Origin of the sequence: Pseudomonas sp. HTZ2 (assembly GCF_033173945.1) — a bacterium.
GTDB classification, from domain to species: domain Bacteria; phylum Pseudomonadota; class Gammaproteobacteria; order Pseudomonadales; family Pseudomonadaceae; genus Aquipseudomonas; species Aquipseudomonas guariconensis.
This window is the reverse complement of the sequence record NZ_CP137332.1, coordinates 4,008,548-4,030,374: the sequence shown is the minus strand read 5'-3', so window position 1 is coordinate 4,030,374 and position 21,827 is coordinate 4,008,548. Positions and strand designations below refer to the sequence as shown.

Sequence of the window (21,827 nt, the reverse complement as noted above, 5' to 3'; positions counted from 1 at the left end):
CAACGCCCTCCAGAGCGGATGAAGGCTGCACGATAATGGGCCTCGGCCTGGCCGGCTTGCGCGCGATGGCCAATAATCGTTGTTTTTCGGCCAAGGCGATCGGCATGCGCAACATTCCTTTGCACACCATGGACGCAACGCCCCGCCCCGTGCTTGCCATCGGCACCGACTACCCGCCTGGCACGCTGCTGGCGGCGCACAGCCATCGACGGGCGCAGTTTCTCTACGGTATGAGCGGTTTGATGGATGTGCTGACCGATGACGGCGCCTGGGTAGTTCCGCCCTACAACGGCGTCTGGATACCGCCCGGTAAGCGCCATCAGGTGCGTATGCGGGGTGTCAGCACACGCAGCCTCTACATCGAACCCGAAGCGGTGCCCAGGCCGGGTGAGCAATGCGAGGCCTTGCTGGTCAGCCCCTTGCTCCACGAACTGCTGCTGGCCAGTGCCGATGTCCCGGCGTTGTACGACACCCAGGGGCGCGATGGCTTGCTGGTCGCCTTGATGCTTGCTGAACTGAGCCGTGCCCGGCCATTGCCACTGTTTGCGCCGATTCCGCAGGAGCCACGCGTTGCGCAGTTGTGCCTGGCGTTTCTGGCTCAACCGGATATCCGCGTCACGCCACTGGATTGGGCGCATCGGCTCAATTGGAGCCTTCGTACCTTCACCCGGCGCTTTCGAACGCTCACGGGGTTGTCGTTCGCCCAGTGGCGACAGCAGGCATGCCTGATGGCGGCGGTGACGCGTCTGGCGGCGGGGGAGTCGGTGACACGGGTGGCGCTGGATTTGGGCTACGAGAGCCCGAGTGCGTTTTCCAGCATGTATAGACGGATGATGGGGGAGGCACCGTCGGCACTACGGCACACGGCGGTGTGAGGCAAAAAACGATCGCGGAGACAGGCACAAGCCAGCCGCCCGCTTCCGGGAAGTGTTCTGGGACCAGCAGAGGGTGACCGGGGAAGCGGGGGCGACATTGCGCCGCCCCGCGATCAAAACTAACGAAGAAGAATCAGGCAGCCTGGTTGCGCTTGCCCTGGGATTTGCGCACCTGGGTGCGGCAGGCGTCGCCGAAGGCTTCGAAGATCTTGATCGAGTCAGGGTTCTTCGCGGCTTGCCATTCCGGGTGCCACTGCACGGCGAACAGGAACGGCGAGATGCTCGGGGCGTGGATCGCTTCGACCAGGCCGTCTTCAGCGTGGGCGATCGGCTCGATGCCTTTGCCCAGCTTGTTCAGGCCTTGACCATGCAGGGAGTTGACGCGGATCTCGTCGGTGCCGAGCTTCTCGCGCAGCCAGCTGCCTGGTTGGACCTTGACGCTGTGCACGGCCTGGTACTGGACCTCGACCGGATCTTCCGGATTCTCCCGGTGATCGTTGAAGCCTGGCTCGGCGTAGACCTTCTGGTAGATGTCACCGCCCAGGGCCACGTTGATTTCCTGCATCCCACGGCAGATACCGAAGATCGGCAGGCCACGGGCGATGGCCATTTTCACCAAAGGAATGTCGAACAGGTCGCGATCTTTGTCCTGGACCTTGCCCGGGGTCTGGTTTTCCTGGCCGTAGAGGGCCGGGTCGATGTTGCTGCCCGCGCCGGTCAGGTAGACGCCGTCGGCCATGTCCAGGTAGGTCTCGAGGTCTTCGACGCCACAGCAGGTGGGCACGAGGACCGGGACGCAACCGGCGAATTCGACCAGCGGAGTGATGTATTTGTGGGTCATGACCTGATAGTCATGGCCTTTGCGCTCTTGGCTGCCCATGGTCATCAGGACGACGGGTTTGCGCAGGGAGGGTTGCTTGTTGCCAATGTTGCTGTTGGACATATGTCACCTTGGGACAGGTTCATCCTGTCGTTGTTGTGCAGGCGCACGGGCTCGGCCTTGAGTACGTCCTGAAACCCCGAGCACTGCCGGCTCGCCTGGCAGGCGATTCCGGTCGGGGCTTGTTCATAGCTTGCCAGAGCCGTTCGATATGTCAAACGAGTGGCGAGGGGTGAAGGCGCCGTTTTTCGGGGGGTTGAGGGCTTGGAGCCCTGCGGTGACAAGGGTTTGGCGGTGGGTTAGGTCAATAATATTTAACGATGCAGTTGGGTCTTTGCATGGGTGCAATGAGTGCCGGCGGGTATAGGGGCTTGGTGGTTTGCAATACCCGCACGAGGGGGCCTTCCCGTTCCCATCTCACTAAAAACCAGCCAGCTCCATCCGGACGCCAAAAACGCGGTGGGAGCAGGTTTACCCACGAATACGACGGTGCATTCACTATCGCATTGGCGGGTGAACCCGCTCCCACAGGGGCGGTGCTTATCCAGAGAGGGAGCGCTGATGCGCGCTAGTGCAGGATTTGTTTGAGGAACGCTTGTGCCCGCTGGGTTTTCGGGTGGTTGAAGAACACCTCCGGTGGGCTGTCCTCGATGATCTGCCCGCCTTCCAGGAACAGTACGCGCTCGGCCACCTGACGGGCGAAGCCCATTTCATGGGTGACGCAGAGCATGGTCATGCCGGTACCGGCCAGTTGCACCAGCACATCCAGCACTTCGGCGACCATCTCCGGGTCCAGCGCCGAGGTGGGTTCGTCGAACAGCATGATGCGCGGCTTCATGCACAGCGCCCGTGCGATGGCCACCCGCTGCTGCTGGCCGCCGGACAGCTGGCTGGGGTACTTGTGCGCCTGGCTCTCGATGCCGACCTTGCTCAGGTACATGCGCGCCCGTTCCTCGGCGTCCTTGCGCGACAGACCGCGTACGCTGGTGGGGGCGAGCAGGCAGTTGTCCAGCACGCTCATGTGCGGGAACAGATTGAAGTGCTGGAACACCATGCCGATCTCGCTGCGCACCTGGGCGGCCTGGCGGCTGGTGGCGGCCAGGTCCGTGCCGGCTACGTGGATGCTGCCCTGTTCGGCGATCTCCAGCCGGTTGATGCAGCGAATCAAAGTCGACTTGCCCGAGCCTGAGGGGCCGCAGAGTACGATGCGCTCGCCTTCGCGGACCTGCAGGTTGATGTCGTGCAGCACATGGAAGGCGCCGTAGTGCTTGTTCAGGCCCTCGATGCGGATCAGCACTGGGCGCGCGTCGGGTTCGGGGGTGACACTGGCAAGGCTCAGAGAGGCGGCGGTCATCTTGTTGTTCTCCCGCGTGGATGTTTAGTCGAAGCGTGCGGCGCTGTAAGGCGACGGGTCGGTGAAAGGCGCCTGGCCTGTGACCAGTTCGGCCAGCAGGCGGCCAGTGACCGGGCCCAGGGTCAGGCCGTGGTGGGCGTGGCCGAAGTTGAACCACAGGTTCTTATGCCGTGGCGCCGGGCCAATCACCGGACGCATGTCCGGCAGGCAGGGGCGCCGGCCGAGCCACGGACGGTCGTCCAGGCGCTCGCCCAGGGCCGGGAACAGCCTGCGAGCCAGGGCTTCGCAGCGCCCCAGCTGGATCTCGTTGCCGGGGGCATCGTGGGCGGCGAACTCGATCCCGGTGGTCAGGCGTACGCCACGCGCCATCGGAGCCAGAACGTAGCCACCTTGGGTGTCGCAGACCGCGTGGGCCAGTTCGGCGCCGTCCCGGGTGCTGTAATGCATGTGATAACCGCGCTTGATCGCCAGCGGGAAGCGATAGCCCAGGGGCTCGAACAGGTCGGCCGACTGCGGACCCAGGCAGGCCACCACCTCGTCGGCAATGACCGGGCCGCGGCGGCTGTTCACCTGCCACTGGGTGCCGACCTGACGCAGGCTGCGGGCATCGCCATGAATGAACTGCCCGCCGCGCTGGATGAACAGGGCGGCATAGCCGCGCGTCAGGCCGCCGGGGTTGTTGACGGTCTTCGGGTCCAGCCAGTGAATACCGCCGATCACATCACCCTCGAGCTGTTGCTCCCGGGCTTGCAGTTGGTCGCGTTCGAGAATCTCGTACTTCAGGTTGCAGCGGGCAAGGCCCTGCAGGTCGGCCTTGGCCTGGGCGAACAGGGCAGGGTCGCGGTAGACCTCGATCCAGCCCTTGGCCTGCACCAGTGCGCCAAGGCCTGCGGCGTCGATCAGGGCGTCGTGCTCTTCGACGCAGCGTTGCACCAGCGGCAGCATGTCGGCGGCGGCACTGGCCAGGCGGCCCGGCGCGGACTGCTGCCAATAGCGCAGCAGCCAGGGGGCGGCCTTGGGCAGGTGCAGGAAGCTGTAGCGCACGTCGGGTTGGCGGTTAAGTCCGTAGCGCAGCAAGGCGCCCAGGTTGCGAGGAAACGCGTAGGGGATGACGCTGGAGCGTTCGATCAACCCGGCGTTGCCATGGCTGGTGCCGCTGCCCGGCTCGTCGCGGTCGATCAGGATGACCTGGCGGCCTCGGGCCTGAAGGTGCAGGGCGGTACTGACGCCGACGATACCGGCGCCCAGAACGATGGTTTGGCAATGCATGGAGCGTATCCTTCGGTCAGTTCAGGTGGCGACCCAGGCGGGCTTCCACGTGTTTCAGGGCGCGGCGGACGATCTCCACGATCACCAGGTAGAGCACTGCGGCCCACAGGTAGATCTGGAAGTCGAAGCTGCGCGAGAACGCCAGCTTGGTCACGCCCATCAAGTCGTAGATGGTCACCAGCGAGGCGATGGCGCTGGCCTTGATCATCAGGATCAGTTCGTTGCCCAACGGGCCGATGGCCACCAGTAGCGATTGCGGCAGGATGACCTTGAAGAAGGTGGTCGAGCGCTTGAGGCTCAAGGCCCGCGCCGCTTCGTATTGGCCGGGGGCCACGGCCATCAGGCTGCCGCGGAAGATCTCCGCCTGATAGGCGGCGGTGTTCAAGGTGAAGGCCAGCAGCGTGCAGTACCAGGCTTCGCGGAAGAACCACCACAGGCCCATGTCCTGCCAGAAGCCCTTGAGCGAGCCCAGGCCGTAGTACAGCAAGAACAGCTGCGCGAGCAGGGGCGAGCCGCGGAAGAAGTACACGTAGCCCGCCGACAGGCGCTGCAGCACGCGGCTTTGGGACATGCGCGCCAGCGCCAGTAGCAGCCCGAGCACCGCGCCCAGGCTGAAGGAGATCGCCACCAGCTTGGCGGTCACCAGCAAGCCGTCGATGAAGCGCGCGCCGTAGCGTTCGAGCAGGTCGGGGTCGAGCACCATGGCCAGCAGTTGTTCGAAGCTCATGCCCGGGCTCCTTGCAGGTGACGGTTGCAGCGTCGTTCGATGAAGGCAAAGACCCGCCCCGACAGTGCCGAGAACAGCAGGTAGCCCAGGCAGGCGACGCCATAGAAGAACATCGGTTCCTTGGTGACACTGACCGCCAGGTTGGTCTGGCGCATCAGGTCGACCAGCGAGATGGTCGACACCAGCGAGGTGTCCTTGAGCAGGGACAGCCAGTTGTTCGACAGCCCAGGCAGGGCGATGCGGGTCAGTTGTGGCAGCACCACCTTGAAGAATCCGGTGCGTTTGCTCAGGCCCAGGGCCGAACAAGCCTCCAGCTGGCCTTTGGGCAGCGTCTTGAAGGCGGCCAGCCAGATTTCGCTGGAAAACGCGGCGAACACCAGGCTGAAGGCGATCATCGCGGCGAGGAAGGTGTTGATCAGCACCTCGCCTTCATAGCCCATCGCCGCCAGCAGCTTCTGTGCGGCGATCTGGCAGCCGTAATAGATGATCAGCAGTGTCAACAGCTCCGGCAGGCCGCGAAACACCGTGGAGAAACTGGTGGCCCAGGCGCGTGCAGCGCGCTTGCGCGAGCGCGCGGCGAGGGCCACGAGCAGGCCCAAGGGCAGACCGATGGGCAGGCAGGCCAGGGCCAGCGACAGGGTCACCAGGGCGCCGGCGAGCAGCGCCTGACCCCAGCCACCGCTGGCGAACGACAGCAAAGACAGTTGATCGAGCATGGAGGAGACTCCTCAGCGACATCGATATCGAAAGGCAACAGCGATCCTGTGGGAGCGGGCTTGCCCGCCAATACGTCGGTGAGTCCACTGCCGTATCCGCAGGTAAACCCGCTCCCGCAGGCGTCAGGTCAGTTGTAGATGTCGAAGGCGAAGTACTTGCTGGCGATCTTTTGGTAGGTGCCGTTGGCGACGATTTCGGCCAGCGCCTTGTTCAGACGCTCGCGCAGGGCGACGTCGTCCTTGCGTACGGCGATGGCGGCGTCGGCCTTGGTGCCGTTGACGTCACCCAGGACCTTGCAGCAGTCCTGGCCGTTCTTGTTCATCCACTCGTGCAGCGGGAACTTGTCGGCGATTACCCCGTCCAGGCGGCCGGCGGCCAAGTCGGCGTTGGCTTCGTCCATGGTCGGGTAGAGCTTCACATCGGCGCCGGCCTTGGCGTAGACGTCTTCGGCGTAGATGGCCTGGGTGGAGGACGACTGGGCCCCGACGGTGTAGCCCTTGAAGTCGGCCTGGGCGTCCTTGATCGGGCTGTCCTTGGCCACGGCGACGGTCAACGGGGTGCGGTAGTAGTGGTTGGTGAAGGCGATCTTCTTGCGTCGCTCCTCGGTGTCGATCATCGAGGCGACCACAGCATCGTATTTGCGGGCCATCAGGGCCGGGATGATGCCTTCCCAGTCCTGCGCCACCAGGGTGCATTCGACTTTCATCTGCGCGCACAGGGCGTTGGTGATGTCGATGTCGAAGCCATGCAGCTTGTTATCGGCATCGACATAGTTGAAGGGCGGATAGGCGCCCTCGGTCGCGAAGCGCAGGGTCTCGGCGCTGGCCGCGCCAGTCAGCAACAGGGCGCACACACCCACCACGGACAGGGTCTTTTTCATCTAACACCTCTGGACTTTCACTCTTGCTATTGTTGTTTTCCCGTTGGCCACGAGGTGTAGCCGACGAATGCGTTATGTAGAGCGGCAGTTGCTTCCAAGCGTCTTTCAACATCAGGTCCCAGCTTCCTGCAGACCTCGTTGACCATCAGGTGCACCCACGACAGCATTGCCGAGGTGGACTCCCAGAAGAGGTTGAATTCGGTGGGGATGCGGAACACCTCGTCGGCGTTGGCATCGGCCCAATCACAGAAGGTGTCGGTCACCAGGGTGACCGGAATGCCCGCTTCGCGTGCTTTGCTGCACAGCAGCAGGGCATGGCGGGAGTAACGGCGCGCCTCGAACACCACCAGGGCACTGTCCTGGGCAGGGCCCAGCAGCACGTCGCCGAAATGCCCGGCGCTGCCATCGACCAGCTGCACGCCATCACGCAGGTATTGCAGCAAATGGCTCATGCACATGGCCACGCCGCGCTCGGTCTGGAAACCTGCGATGAACACGCGGCGCTTGCTCGCCAGGCGCTGGGCGACCTGTTGCCAGGCCTGGCTGCGGCGGTACTCATGCACGCGCACCAATGCAGCGATTTCAAGGTCAAGACTGCCGGAGCTCTCGCTGTCGTCCTCGCCTTGGCGATACTCTTGCAGGCGATCTCCCACTAGCCAAGGGCCGTCCCCCAGGTCGTTCTGCAGGTCTTGCTTGAGCGCCTTGAGGTGGGCATAACCCAGGGAGCGACAGAAACGCCCGACACTGGATTCGCTGACGCCAAGCTTGGTCGCGATGCTGGCCGACGTCTGGAACGGCAACTCGTGCAGGTTGGCGAGCATGTAGCTGGCGATCTTGCGGCCCGAGGCTGCGGCGCTTTGCAGGCTGCTCTCGAGGCGTTGCTTGATCGGTTGGCTCATGGTCGACTCCGGGATGGGTGAGGCTTGCGATAGAAAATGGATGTTTTCTGTCATCAAGTCAACAATTGACAGATAGCTGTCATTCGCGGGATAAGTTTTGCCATTGCTTGCGCTGTAGCCATTCCACGTCCAAGAAGTACAAGAACAGGAGCTCCAGATGTCCGCACATTCCGTAAGCCCCGTCGTGCGCGTGCCTTTCGCCGAGCTGCAGGCGTTGTTGCAACGCATCCTGCAGCGTCATGGTTGTGCCGAGCCGGTCGCCGCGGCGCTGGCTTACAACTGCGCCAGCGCCCAGCGCGATGGCGCCCACAGCCACGGGGTATTTCGTATTCCCGGTTATGTCTCGACCTTGGCCAGTGGCTGGGTCAACGGGCGCGCCGAGCCGCAGGTGAGCGATGTGGCCCCTGGCTATGTGCGGGTCGACGCCGGTGGTGGTTTCGCCCAGCCGGCCCTGGCCGCAGCGCGGCCTTTGCTGGTGGAAAAGGCGCGCAAGGCTGGCATCGCGGTACTGGCGATCCACAACTCGCATCACTTCGCAGCGCTCTGGCCGGACGTGGAACCGTTCGCCGACGAGGGGCTGGTGGCCTTGAGCGTGGTCAACAGCATGACTTGCGTGGTGCCCCATGGCGCACGCAAGCCTCTGTTTGGCACCAACCCGATCGCCTTTGCCGCGCCTTGCGCCGGGCACGATCCGATCGTCTTCGACATGGCCACCAGCGCCATGGCCCATGGTGATGTACAGATCGCCGCGCGGGCCGGCGAGCAACTGCCGCCGGGCATGGGTGTGGATGCCCAGGGTCAGCCGACCTGCGACCCCAAGGCGATTCTCGAAGGTGGCGCACTGCTGCCGTTTGGCGGGCATAAGGGCTCGGCGCTGTCGATGATGGTCGAATTGCTGGCAGCGGCCTTGACCGGTGGGCATTTCTCCTGGGAGTTCGACTGGTCCGGGCATCCGGGGGCGAAGACGCCTTGGACTGGGCAATTGATCATCGTCATCGACCCGACCAAGGCCGAAGGGCAACGCTTTGCCCAGCGCAGCCGAGCGCTGGTCGATCACATGCAGGAAGCGGGGCTGACCCGCATGCCAGGGGAACGGCGCTACCGTGAGCGCGAGGTGGCGCAGCGTGAAGGGGTGGCGCTGACCGAGCAGGAGCTGCAGGGGCTCAAGGCTTTGGCGGACTGAACGCGCCCGGGCCGGCCTTCGCGGATACAACCGCTGCTTTCACAGGGCTTGCGCAAGCCCCTGTGGGAGCGGGTTTAACCGCAAAAGGGGCAGCGCTGATGCCGAGTCAAAGGTGCGGCCCAGGGCTCCGTGCAAGGCTGCATTGAACACCTTGCACATCAGTGATGTTCCTCCAGCCTCACTGAGGGTATTCTCGGGGCAGCATTTCCCGAACTGTCCTGATCCAAGGAGCTGTGCGCTGTGTTCAAACATGTCGATGCCTATGCCGGCGACCCGATTCTCTCGCTGATGGAGACCTTCAAGGCCGACCCCCGTGCCGACAAGGTCAACCTGAGTATCGGCCTGTACTACGATGAAGCCGGCGTGGTGCCGCAACTGGCGGCAGTGGGCGAGGTGGAAAAACGCCTGGCCGACCAGCCCCACGAAGCCTCGCTGTACCTGCCGATGGAAGGCTTGGGCAGCTATCGCCAGGCGATTCAGGCGCTGCTGTTCGGTGCCGATCATCCGGCCGTGACCGGCGGGCGCGTGGCCACCGTGCAGACCGTCGGCGGCTCCGGCGCCCTGAAAGTCGGCGCCGACTTCCTCAAGCGCTACTTCCCGCAGTCCGAGGTCTGGGTGAGCAACCCGACCTGGGATAACCACCGCGCGATCTTCGAAGGTGCGGGCTTCAAGGTCCACACCTACCCGTACTTCGACCCGACCACCCGTGGCGTGGACTTCGCCGGCATGCTGGCGTGCCTGCAAGGCCTGGCGCCCAACAGCATCGTCCTGCTGCACCCGTGCTGCCACAACCCCACCGGCGTCGACCTGAACCAGAACCAGTGGCAGCAAGTGGTGGAAGTGGTCAAGGCGCGTCAGCTGATTCCGTTCCTCGACATCGCCTACCAGGGCTTCGGCGAAGGCTTGGTGGAAGACGCCTACGCGATCCGCGAAATGGCCCGTGCCGGCGTGCCGTGCCTGGTCAGCAACTCCTTCTCCAAGATCTTCTCGCTGTACGGCGAGCGGGTAGGGGGGCTGTCGGTGGTCTGCGATGACGAAGCCACCACCGCAAGCGTGCTGGGCCAGCTCAAGGCCACCGTGCGCCGCAACTACTCCAGCCCGCCCTGCCATGGCGCGCAACTGGTGGCCGGCGTGCTGGGCGATGCCGAGCTCAACGCCCAATGGGTGGCTGAGGTCGAGGTGATGCGCAAGCGTATCCTCGACATGCGCCAGGGTCTGGTCGACCTGCTGGGCGAATTGCTGCCGGGCCAGGACTTCCAATTCTTCCTGCGCCAGCGCGGCATGTTCAGCTACACCGGTTTCAGCGTCGCCCAAGTGCGTCGCCTGCGTGACGAGTTCGGCGTCTACCTGATCGACAGTGGTCGGGTGTGCATGTCCGGCCTGCGTCCGGCTAACCTGCGTCGGGTGGCCGAGGCGTTTGCGGCTGTGCATTCGGCGTAACCGCTCGGGGCCGCAGCGCGGCCCATTCTCATCACAAGGCCGCTTCCATCGATCCTGCTGCGCTTCGGTGCGTGCATGAGTCGTGGGAGCGGCTTTTTTTGTCGTAGAAGGGTCGTACGGTCGTTCCATTTTTCCAGGTGCAACCCGTTTGGTTTGAGTGCAGCCCGCTTACAGAAAATTCTGACGCTTTAGGTGCAACCGTCTGTAGGGCGGGGCTATGCAAGTGCAACCCAATCAGCGCACAATCGCGCCCCTCTTTTCGGTTGAGGTGTGCGAAGCCTTCTGTTTCGCCGCTCTCAGCCTGTTGCAGTCTTGCGAGTGGAGTTGCACCCGGAATGAATGAGCAGGCCCCAAGCGTTGAACAACGCTTCGAAGAATCGACCCCAGCCACCCTCGGCAGCTGGTCGCGACAAGACACCACCTGGATGCTGGGCCTGTTCGGCACGGCAATCGGCGCCGGAACCTTGTTCCTGCCGATCAACGCCGGCCTTGGCGGCTTCTGGCCGCTGCTTATCCTGGCCGTACTGGCCTTCCCGATGACCTATTACGCTCACCGCGGACTGACCCGTTTCGTGCTCTCCGGGCGCAGCGGCGGCGACATCACCGAGGTGGTCGAAGAGCACTTCGGCATCAAAGCCGGCGCGCTGATCACCGTTCTGTACTTCTTCGCCATCTTCCCGATCCTGCTCATCTACAGCGTCGCTCTGACCAACACCGTCAGCAGCTTCATGGAGCACCAGCTGCACATGACTCCGCCACCGCGGGCGCTGTTGTCGTTCCTGCTGATCTTCGGCTTGCTGCTGATCGTGCGCTGCGGAGAACAGGCGACGGTCAAGGTCATGAGCCTGCTGGTCTACCCATTCATCGTCGCCCTGGCGCTGCTGGCCCTGTACCTGGTACCGCACTGGAATGGCGGCATCCTCGACAGCGCAGGCCAACTGCCGTCGGGTTCGGCCTTCCTGCATACGATGTGGTTGGCGATCCCGGTGATGGTGTTCTCTTTCAACCACTCGCCGATCATTTCAGCCTTTGCGGTCGACCAGAAACGCCGCTACGGCGAGCACGCCGACGAGCGCAGCGGGCAGATCCTGGCGCGCGCTCACCTGCTGATGGTGGCGATGGTGCTGTTCTTCGTCTTCAGCTGCGTGCTGACCCTCAGCAGTGCGCAGCTCGCCGAGGCCAAGGCACAGAACCTGTCGATCCTGTCGTACCTGGCCAACCATTTCAGTAACCCGGCCATTGCCTTCGCCGCGCCGTTGATCGCTTTCATCGCCATCGCCAAATCCTTCCTGGGCCACTACATCGGCGCCAGCGAGGGTCTCAAGGGCATCATCGGCAAGGCTGGCCTGCGCCCAGGTGCCAAGGCCATGGACCGTGTGGTCGCTGCGCTGATGCTGGTGGTGTGCTGGGTCGTCGCGACCCTCAACCCAAGCATCCTGGGCATGATCGAGTCCCTTGGCGGCCCGATCATCGCTGCGCTGCTGTTCCTGATGCCGATGCACGCCATCCGCCGTGTGCCGGCGATGCGCAAGTACAGTGGAGCAATGTCCAACGTCTTCGTCGTGGTGCTGGGCCTGGTGGCCATGTCCTCGGTGGTCTATTCGGTGGTCGATAGCCTGCTGGGCTGACCTGCCGACACTGTATAAAGAGAAAGGCCCGGATGGTTTGTCGCCATTTGGGTCTTTTTATTGTCCACAAAAAAATCCTGGAATTAGAACAATTTAACTTTTCCGATAGGCACTTGCGCGCCTTCATGCTTAACTCAGTGTCCTTTCAAAACCCCGCATAAGGATCTCGTCATGGCTCAAGTGACTCTCAAAGGCAACCCGGTACAGGTCAAAGGCAATCTGCCGCAGGTCGGCGCCCAAGCACCGGCGTTTTCCCTGGTCGGTGAAGGCCTGGCCGACACCTCGCTGCAGAACTTCGCTGGCAAGCGCAAGGTGCTGAACATCTTCCCGAGCGTCGACACCCCGACTTGCGCCACCTCCGTGCGCAAATTCAATGCCCAGGCCAACGACGTGGCCAACACCGTGGTGCTGTGCATTTCTGCCGACCTGCCGTTCGCCCAGGCGCGTTTCTGCGGTGCCGAAGGCCTGGAGAACGTGAAGAACCTGTCGACCCTGCGTGGTCGCGAGTTCCTCGAAAACTACGGCGTGGCCATCGCCGACGGCCCGCTGGCCGGCCTGGCTGCCCGTGCAGTGGTGGTGCTGGATGAAAACGACAAGGTCCTGCACAGCGAATTGGTTGGCGAAATCGCTGACGAGCCGAACTACGACGCGGCGCTGGCCGTGCTGAAGTAAACAGGCCGGGGGCTGTGTGCCCCAGCGGTCACACGTTGTAACGGCCTGGAGCGATCTCCAGGCCGTTTTCATTTAAAGTTCAGCATCTTGGCAACGTAAGCCGAAGGTAAATGCCTGGTAAAGGTCCTTTGCTAATACGGTGTCAGTGCTTATCGTTCATCCTCCCCAGTCGTCATTTCCTGAACAAGGTTCGTTCAACCCATGCAATCTTCCGTTTCTCGTTCCCCGCGTCGCTGGCTCGTCGGCCTGCTGATCCTGCTGCTGGTGGCCCTCCTGGCCTGGTGGCTGTGGCCTGCAGCTACGCCTGATACGGCGAAGCCGGGCGGACGGCCCGGCAAAGGCATGGGCATGGGAATGGGGCGTCCGGGCTTCGGTGGTTCCACCGATCCGGTACCGGTGCGTGTGGAGCCCGTGCATGTCGGCGATTTCCCGCTGTACTACAAGGCTTTGGGCACTGTGACGGCAACCAATACCGTCAACGTCCGTAGCCGGGTGGCTGGTGAGCTGGTCAAGATTCACTTCAAGGAAGGCCAGCAGGTCAAGGCCGGCGATCTGCTCGCTGAAATCGACCCGCGTCCTTACCGCATCGCCCTGCAGCAGGCAGAAGGCACCCTGGCGCAGAACCAGGCCCAGCTGAAGAACGCCCAGGTCGATCTGGCCCGTTATAAAGGCTTGTATGCCGAAGACAGCATCGCAAAGCAGACCTTGGACACTGCCCAGGCCCAGGTCGCGCAGTTCCAGGGGTTGGTCAAGACCAACCAGGCGCAGGTCAACGATGCTCGCTTAAACCTGGACTTCACCCAGATCCGCGCCCCCATCAGTGGCCGGGTAGGCCTGCGCCAGCTGGACTTGGGTAACCTGGTGGCCGCCAACGACACCACCGCCCTGGTGGTGATCACCCAGACCGAGCCGATCAGCGTGGCCTTTACCTTGCCCGAGACCGAGCTTTCCACCGTGCTCGAGCGCTACCGCAGCGGCGCGACCCTGCCAGTCGAGGCCTGGGACCGCAGCGACAGCAAGCTGCAGTCCACCGGTGTGCTGGGCAGTCTGGACAACCAGATAGACACCACCACTGGCACCCTGAAGTTCAAGGCCCGCTTCGATAACAAGGACCAGGCCCTGTTCCCCAATCAGTTCGTCAACGTGCGCCTGTTGGCCGATACCCTCAAACAGGTGCTGCTGGCCCCATCCGCAGCCATCCAGTTTGGCAATGACGGCACCTTCGCCTATGTGGTCAACGCCCAGAGCACGGTCAATATCCGCAAGCTCAAGGTCGGCCCCAGCGACGGTGAGCAGAGCGTAGTGCTCGAAGGCCTGGCCGCCGGTGATCGCCTGGTGCTCGAGGGCACCGACCGTCTGCGCGAAGGCAGCAAGGTGGAGGTCGTCCAAGACAGCTCTCAGGTGCCGACCACTCCCGGGCAGCATCTGCAAGGCCAGGACGCCAAGGGCTCGGCCCAGGCTGGTGAGTCGAGCAAGGCGGGCGCATGAACCTCTCGCGCCTGTTCATCCTCCGCCCGGTCGCCACCACGCTGAGCATGTTGGCCATCGTCCTGGCCGGCCTGATCGCCTACAAGCTGTTGCCGGTCTCGGCCTTGCCCCAGGTCGATTACCCGACCATCCGGGTCATGACCCTGTATCCCGGCGCCAGCCCCCAGGTCATGACCAGCGCAGTCACGGCCCCCCTGGAGCGTCAGTTCGGTCAGATGCCAGGCCTGACGCAAATGGCCTCCACCAGCTCCGGCGGGGCCTCGGTGCTGACCCTGCGCTTCAACCTCGACATGAACATGGATGTCGCCGAGCAACAGGTCCAGGCGGCGATCAACGCGGCCAACAACCTGTTGCCCAGCGATCTGCCGGCGCCACCGGTGTACAACAAGGTCAACCCGGCCGATACCCCGGTGCTGACCCTGGCCATTTCCTCCAAGACCATGCCACTGCCCAAGCTCAACGACCTGGTCGATACCCGGGTGGCGCAGAAGATCGCCCAGATCAGCGGGGTGGGCATGGTCAGCATCGCCGGCGGTCAGCGTCAGGCGGTGCGTATCAAGGTCAATGTCGATGCCTTGGCGGCCAACGGCCTGAACCTGGACGACGTGCGCACTCTGATCGGCGCCTCCAACGTCAACCAGCCCAAGGGCAACTTCGACGGCCCGACGCGGGTGTCGATGCTCGACGCCAACGACCAACTGCGCTCACCCGAGGAGTACGCCAACCTCATCCTGGCCTACAACAACGGCGCGCCCTTGCGTCTGAAAGATGTCGCCGAGATCGTCGACGGCGCCGAGAACGAGCGCCTCGCAGCCTGGGCCAACGAGAACCAGGCGGTGCTGCTGAACATCCAGCGTCAGCCGGGTGCCAACGTCATCGAAGTGGTCGACCTGATCAAGGAAATGCTGCCCTCGATCACCGATAACTTGCCGGCCGGCTTGGATGTCACCGTTCTCACCGACCGTACCCAGACCATTCGTGCCGCCGTCAAGGACGTGCAGCACGAACTGTTGATCGCCATTGCACTCGTGGTGATGGTCACGTTCGTGTTCCTGCGCCGTTTCAGCGCCACCCTTATCCCGTCGATTGCCGTGCCGCTGTCTTTGATCGGCACCTTCGGCGTGATGTACCTGGCCGGATTTTCGGTCAACAACCTCACATTGATGGCCCTGACCATTGCCACCGGCTTTGTGGTGGACGATGCGATCGTGATGCTGGAGAACATCTCCCGGCATATCGAAGAGGGTGAGACGCCGATGCAGGCGGCGCTCAAAGGTGCCCGTCAGATCGGTTTCACCTTGGTCTCGCTGACGTTCTCGCTGATCGCGGTGCTGATCCCGCTGCTGTTCATGGCTGACGTGGTCGGCCGGCTGTTCCGCGAGTTCGCCATCACCTTGGCGGTGGCGATCCTGATTTCCCTGGTGGTGTCCCTGACCCTGACCCCGATGATGTGCGCTCGGCTGCTCAAGCGTGAGCCCAAGGATGAAGAGCAGGGGCGCTTCTACCGTGCCAGTGGCGCCTGGATCGACTGGCTGATCGAACGCTACGGCCGAGGCCTGCAATGGGTGCTCAGGCACCAGCCGCTGACCTTGCTAGTGGCGGTGGCAAGCCTGGTGCTGACGGTGTTGCTGTACGTCATCGTGCCCAAAGGGTTCTTCCCGGCGCAGGATACCGGCGTGATCCAGGGGATCTCCGAAGCGCCCCAGTCCACCTCGTTCGCCGCCATGAGCGAGCGCCAGCAGGCGCTGAGCCAGGTGATCCTCAAGGACCCGGCGGTCCAGAGCCTCTCGTCCTACATCGGCGTGGATGGGGACAACGCCACGCTCAACAGCGGTCGCTTGCTGATCAACCTCAAGCCACACGGCGAGCGGGATGTCACTGCCAGCGAGGTCATCGACCGCCTGCAGCCGCAGGTCGACAAGCTGGTGGGGATCCGCCTGTTCATGCAGCCCGTGCAGGACTTGAGCATCGAAGACCGGGTCAGCCGTACGCAATACCAGTTCAGCCTCTCTTCGCCCGACGCCGACCTGCTCGCCGAGTGGAGTGGCAAGTTGGTCCAGGCCCTGCAGCAGCGGCCGGAGCTACAGGATGTGGCCAGCGACCTGCAGGACAAGGGCCTGCAGGTGTACCTGGTGATCGATCGCGACATGGCCAGCCGCCTGGGCATCAGCGTGTCGCAGATCACCAACGCCCTGTACGACGCTTTCGGTCAGCGGCAGATTTCCACCATCTATACCCAGGCCAGTCAGTACCGCGTCGTGCTGCAGTCGCAGACCGCCTCGACCATTGGCCCGCAGGCACTGGAGTCGATCCACGTCAAGGCCACCGATGGCGGCCAGGTACGTCTGTCGGCCCTGGCAAGGATCGAGCAGCGTCAGGCGCAGCTGGCGATCTCCCATATCGGTCAGTTCCCGGCCGTGATGATGTCGTTCAACCTGGCCCATGGCGCGTCCCTGGGCGAAGCGGTCAAGGTCATCGAGCAGGTACAGCAGGAAATCGGCATGCCCCTGGGCGTACAGACTCGCTTCCAGGGTGCCGCCGAAGCTTTCCAGGCGTCGTTGTCGAGCACATTGCTGCTGATTCTTGCAGCGGTGGTCACCATGTATATCGTGTTGGGCGTGCTCTATGAGAGTTACATCCACCCGGTGACGATTCTCTCGACCCTGCCGTCGGCGGCGGTCGGTGCCTTGCTGGCCTTGATCCTGAGCGGCAACGACCTGGGGATGATCGCCATCATCGGCATCATCCTGCTGATCGGTATCGTCAAGAAGAACGCCATCATGATGATCGACTTCGCCCTGGAGGCCGAGCGCAACCAGGGCATGGCCCCGCGCGATGCCATCTACCAGGCGGCGCTGTTGCGTTTCCGGCCGATCCTCATGACCACCCTGGCAGCGCTGTTCGGTGCCGTGCCCTTGATGCTTGCCACCGGTTCCGGCGCCGAGCTGCGCCAGCCCCTGGGCCTGGTGATGGTGGGTGGGCTGCTGGTCAGCCAGGTGCTGACGCTGTTCACCACGCCGGTCATCTACCTGTATTTCGACCGTCTGGCCCGCCGCTTTGGCAAGCAGGGTTTGACGCAGGAGGCAGCATGATCGGCGGCGACGCTCTTTCTCCTAGCGTGCAGCTCGTGGCTTGGAGCTTCCAATGAACCTGTCCGGCCCGTTCATTCGCCGGCCTGTGGCGACCATGCTACTGAGCCTGGCGATCATGCTCTTGGGGGGCGTGAGCTTCGGCTTGCTGCCGGTGTCTCCATTGCCGCAGATGGACTTTCCCGTGATCGTGGTGCAGGCCAACTTGCCGGGGGCCAGCCCTGAGGTGATGGCGGCCACCGTGGCCACGCCGCTGGAGCGCAAGCTTGGCAGCATCGCCGGGGTCACTACGCTGACCAGCAGCTCCAACCAGGGCTCGACCCGGGTGATCATCGGTTTTGACATGGGACGCGACATCGACGGTGCGGCGCGCGAGGTGCAGGCTGCGATCAACGCCACCCGCAACCTGCTGCCCAGCGGTATGCGCAGCATGCCCACCTACAAGAAGATCAACCCCTCCCAGGCACCGATCATGGTGCTGTCGCTGACCTCCGAGGTCCTGTCCAAAGGCCAGCTCTACGACATGGCCGACACCATCCTGGCCCAGAGCCTGGCCCAGGTCAGCGGGGTAGGGGAAGTGCAGATCGGCGGCAGCTCGCTGCCGGCGGTGCGCATCTCGGTGGAACCCCAATTGCTCAACCAGTACGGCTTGTCCCTCGATGAAGTGCGCACCGCGGTGGCCAATGCCAACCAGCGCCGGCCCATGGGCTTCGTCGAAGATGCCGAGCGCAACTGGCAGGTGCGTGCCAACGACCAGCTGGAAACAGCCAAGGACTACGAGCCGCTGGTGATCCGCCAGCAGGACGGCGCAATCCTGCGCTTGTCCGATGTGGCGAGCATCACCGACGGCGTCGAGAACCGCTACAACAGTGGCTTCTTCAATGATCAGGCCGCGGTGCTGCTGGTGGTCAACCGCCAGACCGGCGCCAACATCATCCAGACCGTCGACGAGATCAAGGCGCAGTTGCCAGCCTTGCAGTCGTTGCTGCCGGCAAGCGTCAAGCTCAACGTGGCCATGGACCGCTCGCCGGTGATCAAGGCCACCTTGAAGGAAGCCGAGCACACCCTGCTGATCGCGGTGGTGCTGGTGATCCTGGTGGTGTATCTGTTCCTGGGCAATGTCCGTGCGTCGTTGATTCCCAGTCTGGCCGTGCCGGTCTCGCTGGTGGGCACCTTCGCGATCATGTACCTGTTCGGGTTCTCTTTGAACAACCTGTCGTTGATGGCGTTGATCCTTGCCACGGGGTTGGTGGTGGACGATGCCATCGTGGTGCTGGAGAACATCTCCCGCCATATCGAGGATGGCCAGCCGCCCATGCGCGCGGCCTACCTCGGCGCCAAGGAGGTGGGCTTCACCCTGCTGTCGATGAACGTCTCGCTGGTGGCGGTGTTCGTTTCCATCCTGTTCATGGGCGGCATCGTGCGGGGGCTGTTCCAGGAGTTTTCCATCACCCTGGCCGCGGCGATCCTGGTGTCGCTGCTGGTGTCGCTGACCCTCACCCCCATGCTTTGCTCGCGCTGGCTCAAACCCCACGCCCAGGAACAGAACCGCCTGCAGCGCTGGAGTGACCAATTGCACCAGCGCATGGTGGCGGCCTACGACCACAGCCTGGGTTGGGCGCTGCGTCACAAGCGGCTCACGCTGATCAGCCTGCTGGTGACCATCGGTGTCAACATCGCCCTGTACGTGGTGGTGCCCAAGACGCTCATGCCCCAGCAGGACACCGGGCAGTTGCAGGGCTTCATCCGTGGCGACGATGGCCTGTCGTTCAGCGTGATGCAGCCGAAGATGGAAATCTACCGCCGCGCCTTGCTGGCCGACCCGGCGGTAGAGAGCGTGGCAGGCTTCATTGGCGGCAACAGTGGGACCAACAATGCCTTCGTGCTGGTGCGCCTCAAGCCCATCGGCGAGCGCAAGCTGTCGGCCCAGCAGGTGATCGAACGCCTGCGCAAGGAAATGCCCAAGGTGCCCGGTGGCCGGTTGTTCCTGATGGCCGACCAGGATTTGCAGCTGGGCGGAGGCGGGCGTGACCAATCCACCTCGCAGTACCTCTATACCCTGCAAAGTGGCGACTTGAGCGCCTTGCGCGAGTGGTTTCCGAAGGTGGTCGCAGCCCTGCGCGCCTTGCCCGAGCTGACGGCCATCGATGCCCGTGACGGCGCCGGTACCCAGCAGGTGACGCTGGTGGTGGACCGCGACCAGGCCAAGCGCTTGGGGATCGACATGGAGATGGTCACCACGGTGCTGAACAACGCCTACAGCCAGCGGCAGATCTCGACCATCTACGACAGCCTCAACCAGTACCAAGTGGTGCTGGAGATCAACCCAAAGTACGCCTGGGACCCGAGCACCCTGGAACAGGTCCAGGTGATCACCGCCGACGGTGCGCGTGTGCCGTTGTCGAGTTTCGCCCGCTACGAGAACAGTCTGGCCAATGACCGTGTCAGCCACGAAGGGCAGTTCGCTTCCGAAGCCATCGCCTTCGACGTCGCCGAAGGCTACAGCCCCGACCAGGCCATGGCCGCGGTGGAGCGCACGGTGGCCAAGCTCGGCCTGCCGGAGGAAGTGATCGCCAAGCTTGGCGGTACCGCCGATGCCTTCGCCAAGACCACCCAGGGCCAGCCGCTGATGATCCTCGGCGCCCTGGTGCTGGTGTATCTGGTGCTGGGTATCCTCTATGAAAGCTACATCCATCCGCTGACCATTCTTTCCACCTTGCCTTCGGCCGGGGTGGGCGCCTTGCTGGCGCTGTACGCCACCGGGGGCGAGTTCAGCCTGATCTCGCTGTTGGGCTTGTTCCTGCTGATCGGGGTGGTGAAGAAGAACGCCATCCTGATGATCGACCTGGCCCTGCAACTGGAGCGCAACGATGGCCTGAGCCCGGAGGAGTCCATCCGCCGAGCGTGCCTGCTGCGCCTGCGCCCGATCCTGATGACCACGCTGGCCGCCATCCTCGGCGCGCTGCCGCTGCTGCTCAGCCGTGCCGAGGGCGCCGAAATGCGCCAGCCCCTGGGCCTGACGATCATCGGTGGCCTGGTGTTCAGCCAGGTTCTGACCCTCTACACCACGCCTGTGGTCTACCTGTACCTCGACCGCCTGCGCCATCGGTTCAACCGCTGGCGTGGCGTGCGCACCGACGCCGCACTGGATACCCCGCTATGAACTTTGCCCAGACCCCACTTCACCACGCCCTGAAGCTGCTCACCCGTGGGCGCGGCTCGCGCCTGGTCGGCGCCGGGCTTTGCGTGGCGCTGCTCAGCGCCTGTACCCTGAGCCCGGACTATCACCGCCCGGAAACCGCCACGTCAGCGCAGTTCAAGCAGGCCGAGGGCTGGACCCAGGCCAACCCCTCCGATGCGATTGCCCGCGGCGCCTGGTGGGAGATTTACGGCGATGCAGAGCTCAATGCCCTGGTCGAGGAACTCAACCGCAACAACCAGACCGTTGCCCAATACGAGGCCCAGTACCGTCAGGCCCAGGCCTTGGTGCGTAGCAGCCGGGGCGCGTTGTTCCCAAGCCTGGACCTTTCCGTGGGCAAGACCCGCTCGGCCCAGGGCACCGGTAGTAGCAGTTCGAGCCTGTCGAACAACAGCAGCGGCATCCGCAACACCTATAACGCCCAGCTTGGCGTGAGCTGGGAGATCGACCTTTGGGGCAAGTTGCGCGAGACGCTCAATGCCAATGAGGCCAGTGCCCAGGCCAGTCTCGCGGACCTGGCGGCGATCCGCCTTAGCCTGCAGTCGGAGCTGGTGCAGAACTACCTGCAGCTGCGTGTGATCGATGAGCAGAAGCGCTTGCTGGAGGCCACCGTGGCCGCCTATGCACGTTCGCTGCGAATGAACGAAAACCAGTACCGCGCTGGGGTTGCCGGGCCCGATGCCGTGGCGCAGGCGCGCACCCAGCTCAAGAGCACCGAGGCTGACCTGATCGATCTGGCCTGGCAGCGCGCGCAGTACGAAAATGCCATCGCTGTGCTGCTGGGCAAGGCGCCGGCGGACTTCGCCCTGGCCGATAGCAAACGCATCCCGGCCTTGCCGCAGATCCCTGTGTCGCTGCCTTCGCAACTGCTCGAGCGCCGCCCCGACATCGCCTCGGCCGAGCGCAACGTGATGGCCGCCAACGCCAACATCGGCGTGGCGCGCTCGGCGTACTTCCCGGATTTGAGCCTGAGCATGAGCGGTGGGTACTCCAGCAGCAGCTTCAGCAACTGGATCGAGCTGCCCAACCGCTACTGGTCGGTGGGGCCTTCGCTGGCCATGACCCTGTTCGACGCCGGTCGGCGCAGTGCCGAGGTGGATCGCACCGTGGCGGTATACGACCAGACCGTGGCCCAGTACCGGCAAACCGTGCTCGATGGCTTCAAAGAGGTCGAGAACTATCTGGTTCAGCTCAAGGTGTATGGGGACGAAGCCGTGGTACGCCAGGAAGCGCTGGATGCTGCCCGTGAATCGCTGCGCCTGACCGAAAACCAGTACCGTGCCGGACTGATCGGCTACCTGGATGTCGTCAACGTCCAAACCACCGCGCTCAGCAACGAACGCAGTGTGTTGACTTTGCTTCAGGGCAGGCTGGTCGCCAGCGTGCAGTTGATTGCCGCGTTGGGCGGTGGCTGGGATGCCCAGCAAGCGTTTGCCGAGGCGGATTAGGTTCGCTAGCGGTCGGTAAAGCTGCGCAGGCTGGCAGGTGCAGCGCAAGCATCTTTTCCTGCCGGGCGCCACCTAGTGT

16 protein-coding genes are annotated in these 21,827 nt (G+C 63.7%); 9 read left to right on the top strand and 7 right to left on the bottom strand.

What is annotated here, in order from left to right; all coding sequences use genetic code 11:
- Nucleotides 1-104 precede the first annotated feature (104 nt).
- Nucleotides 105-875, top strand: coding sequence for an AraC family transcriptional regulator (locus R6G97_RS18625; protein ID WP_317847344.1), 771 nt, complete (start codon nucleotides 105-107; stop codon nucleotides 873-875).
- Between the two features lie 133 nt (nucleotides 876-1,008).
- Here R6G97_RS18625 and R6G97_RS18620 read toward each other — a convergent pair whose 3' ends face one another.
- The 7 genes from R6G97_RS18620 to R6G97_RS18590 form a co-directional block, all read right to left on the bottom strand.
- Complete coding sequence (locus R6G97_RS18620) at nucleotides 1,009-1,818, bottom strand: gamma-glutamyl-gamma-aminobutyrate hydrolase family protein (protein ID WP_317847343.1); 810 nt, start codon at nucleotides 1,816-1,818, stop codon at nucleotides 1,009-1,011.
- A 505-nt stretch (nucleotides 1,819-2,323) separates the two neighbouring features.
- Entirely contained in the window at nucleotides 2,324-3,109 is a 786-nt protein-coding gene (locus R6G97_RS18615; RefSeq protein ID WP_043214230.1) for an amino acid ABC transporter ATP-binding protein, read from the bottom strand.
- 24 nt (nucleotides 3,110-3,133) lie between these two features.
- Complete coding sequence (locus R6G97_RS18610) at nucleotides 3,134-4,378, bottom strand: NAD(P)/FAD-dependent oxidoreductase (protein ID WP_317847342.1); 1,245 nt, start codon at nucleotides 4,376-4,378, stop codon at nucleotides 3,134-3,136.
- A gap of 16 nt (nucleotides 4,379-4,394) precedes the next feature.
- Complete coding sequence (locus R6G97_RS18605; RefSeq protein WP_317847341.1) at nucleotides 4,395-5,105, bottom strand: ABC transporter permease; 711 nt, start codon at nucleotides 5,103-5,105, stop codon at nucleotides 4,395-4,397.
- Entirely contained in the window at nucleotides 5,102-5,821 is a 720-nt protein-coding gene (locus R6G97_RS18600; protein ID WP_043214234.1) for an ABC transporter permease, read from the bottom strand. Before R6G97_RS18600 ends, R6G97_RS18605 begins: the two co-directional genes overlap by 4 nt.
- 128 nt (nucleotides 5,822-5,949) lie before the next feature.
- Nucleotides 5,950-6,702 (bottom strand): transporter substrate-binding domain-containing protein, encoded by a 753-nt coding sequence (locus R6G97_RS18595; protein WP_317847340.1) that lies wholly within the window; start codon nucleotides 6,700-6,702, stop codon nucleotides 5,950-5,952.
- Between the two features lie 26 nt (nucleotides 6,703-6,728).
- On the bottom strand, nucleotides 6,729-7,601 hold the full coding sequence (locus R6G97_RS18590; RefSeq protein ID WP_043214236.1) for a MurR/RpiR family transcriptional regulator: 873 nt from the start codon (nucleotides 7,599-7,601) through the stop codon (nucleotides 6,729-6,731).
- A gap of 157 nt (nucleotides 7,602-7,758) precedes the next feature.
- On the opposite strand from R6G97_RS18590, the gene R6G97_RS18585 reads away from it, so the two are divergent.
- The 8 genes from R6G97_RS18585 (at nucleotide 7,759) to R6G97_RS18550 (ending at nucleotide 21,748) form a co-directional block, all read left to right on the top strand.
- Nucleotides 7,759-8,784, top strand: a complete 1,026-nt coding sequence (locus R6G97_RS18585) for an Ldh family oxidoreductase (protein ID WP_317847339.1) — start codon at nucleotides 7,759-7,761, stop codon at nucleotides 8,782-8,784.
- Nucleotides 8,785-9,024: 240 nt separating this feature from the next.
- Nucleotides 9,025-10,224, top strand: coding sequence for an amino acid aminotransferase (locus tag R6G97_RS18580; protein WP_090346528.1), 1,200 nt, complete (start codon nucleotides 9,025-9,027; stop codon nucleotides 10,222-10,224).
- Nucleotides 10,225-10,559: 335 nt separating this feature from the next.
- Nucleotides 10,560-11,852: a serine/threonine transporter gene (locus R6G97_RS18575; RefSeq protein ID WP_317847338.1), complete on the top strand. Its 1,293-nt coding sequence runs from the start codon at nucleotides 10,560-10,562 to the stop codon at nucleotides 11,850-11,852.
- A 171-nt stretch (nucleotides 11,853-12,023) separates the two neighbouring features.
- Nucleotides 12,024-12,524 (top strand): thiol peroxidase, encoded by a 501-nt coding sequence (gene tpx / locus R6G97_RS18570; RefSeq protein ID WP_043214248.1) that lies wholly within the window; start codon nucleotides 12,024-12,026, stop codon nucleotides 12,522-12,524.
- Nucleotides 12,525-12,725: 201 nt separating this feature from the next.
- On the top strand, nucleotides 12,726-14,012 hold the full coding sequence (locus R6G97_RS18565; RefSeq protein ID WP_043214250.1) for an MdtA/MuxA family multidrug efflux RND transporter periplasmic adaptor subunit: 1,287 nt from the start codon (nucleotides 12,726-12,728) through the stop codon (nucleotides 14,010-14,012).
- Entirely contained in the window at nucleotides 14,009-17,104 is a 3,096-nt protein-coding gene (locus tag R6G97_RS18560; RefSeq protein WP_043214252.1) for an MdtB/MuxB family multidrug efflux RND transporter permease subunit, read from the top strand. Before R6G97_RS18565 ends, R6G97_RS18560 begins: the two co-directional genes overlap by 4 nt.
- Nucleotides 17,105-17,156: 52 nt before the next feature.
- Complete coding sequence (locus tag R6G97_RS18555; protein ID WP_317847337.1) at nucleotides 17,157-20,264, top strand: efflux RND transporter permease subunit; 3,108 nt, start codon at nucleotides 17,157-17,159, stop codon at nucleotides 20,262-20,264.
- A complete protein-coding gene (locus R6G97_RS18550) occupies nucleotides 20,261-21,748 on the top strand; it encodes an efflux transporter outer membrane subunit (RefSeq protein ID WP_070571375.1) in 1,488 nt (495 codons plus the stop codon). Before R6G97_RS18555 ends, R6G97_RS18550 begins: the two co-directional genes overlap by 4 nt.
- Nucleotides 21,749-21,827: the final 79 nt, after the last annotated feature.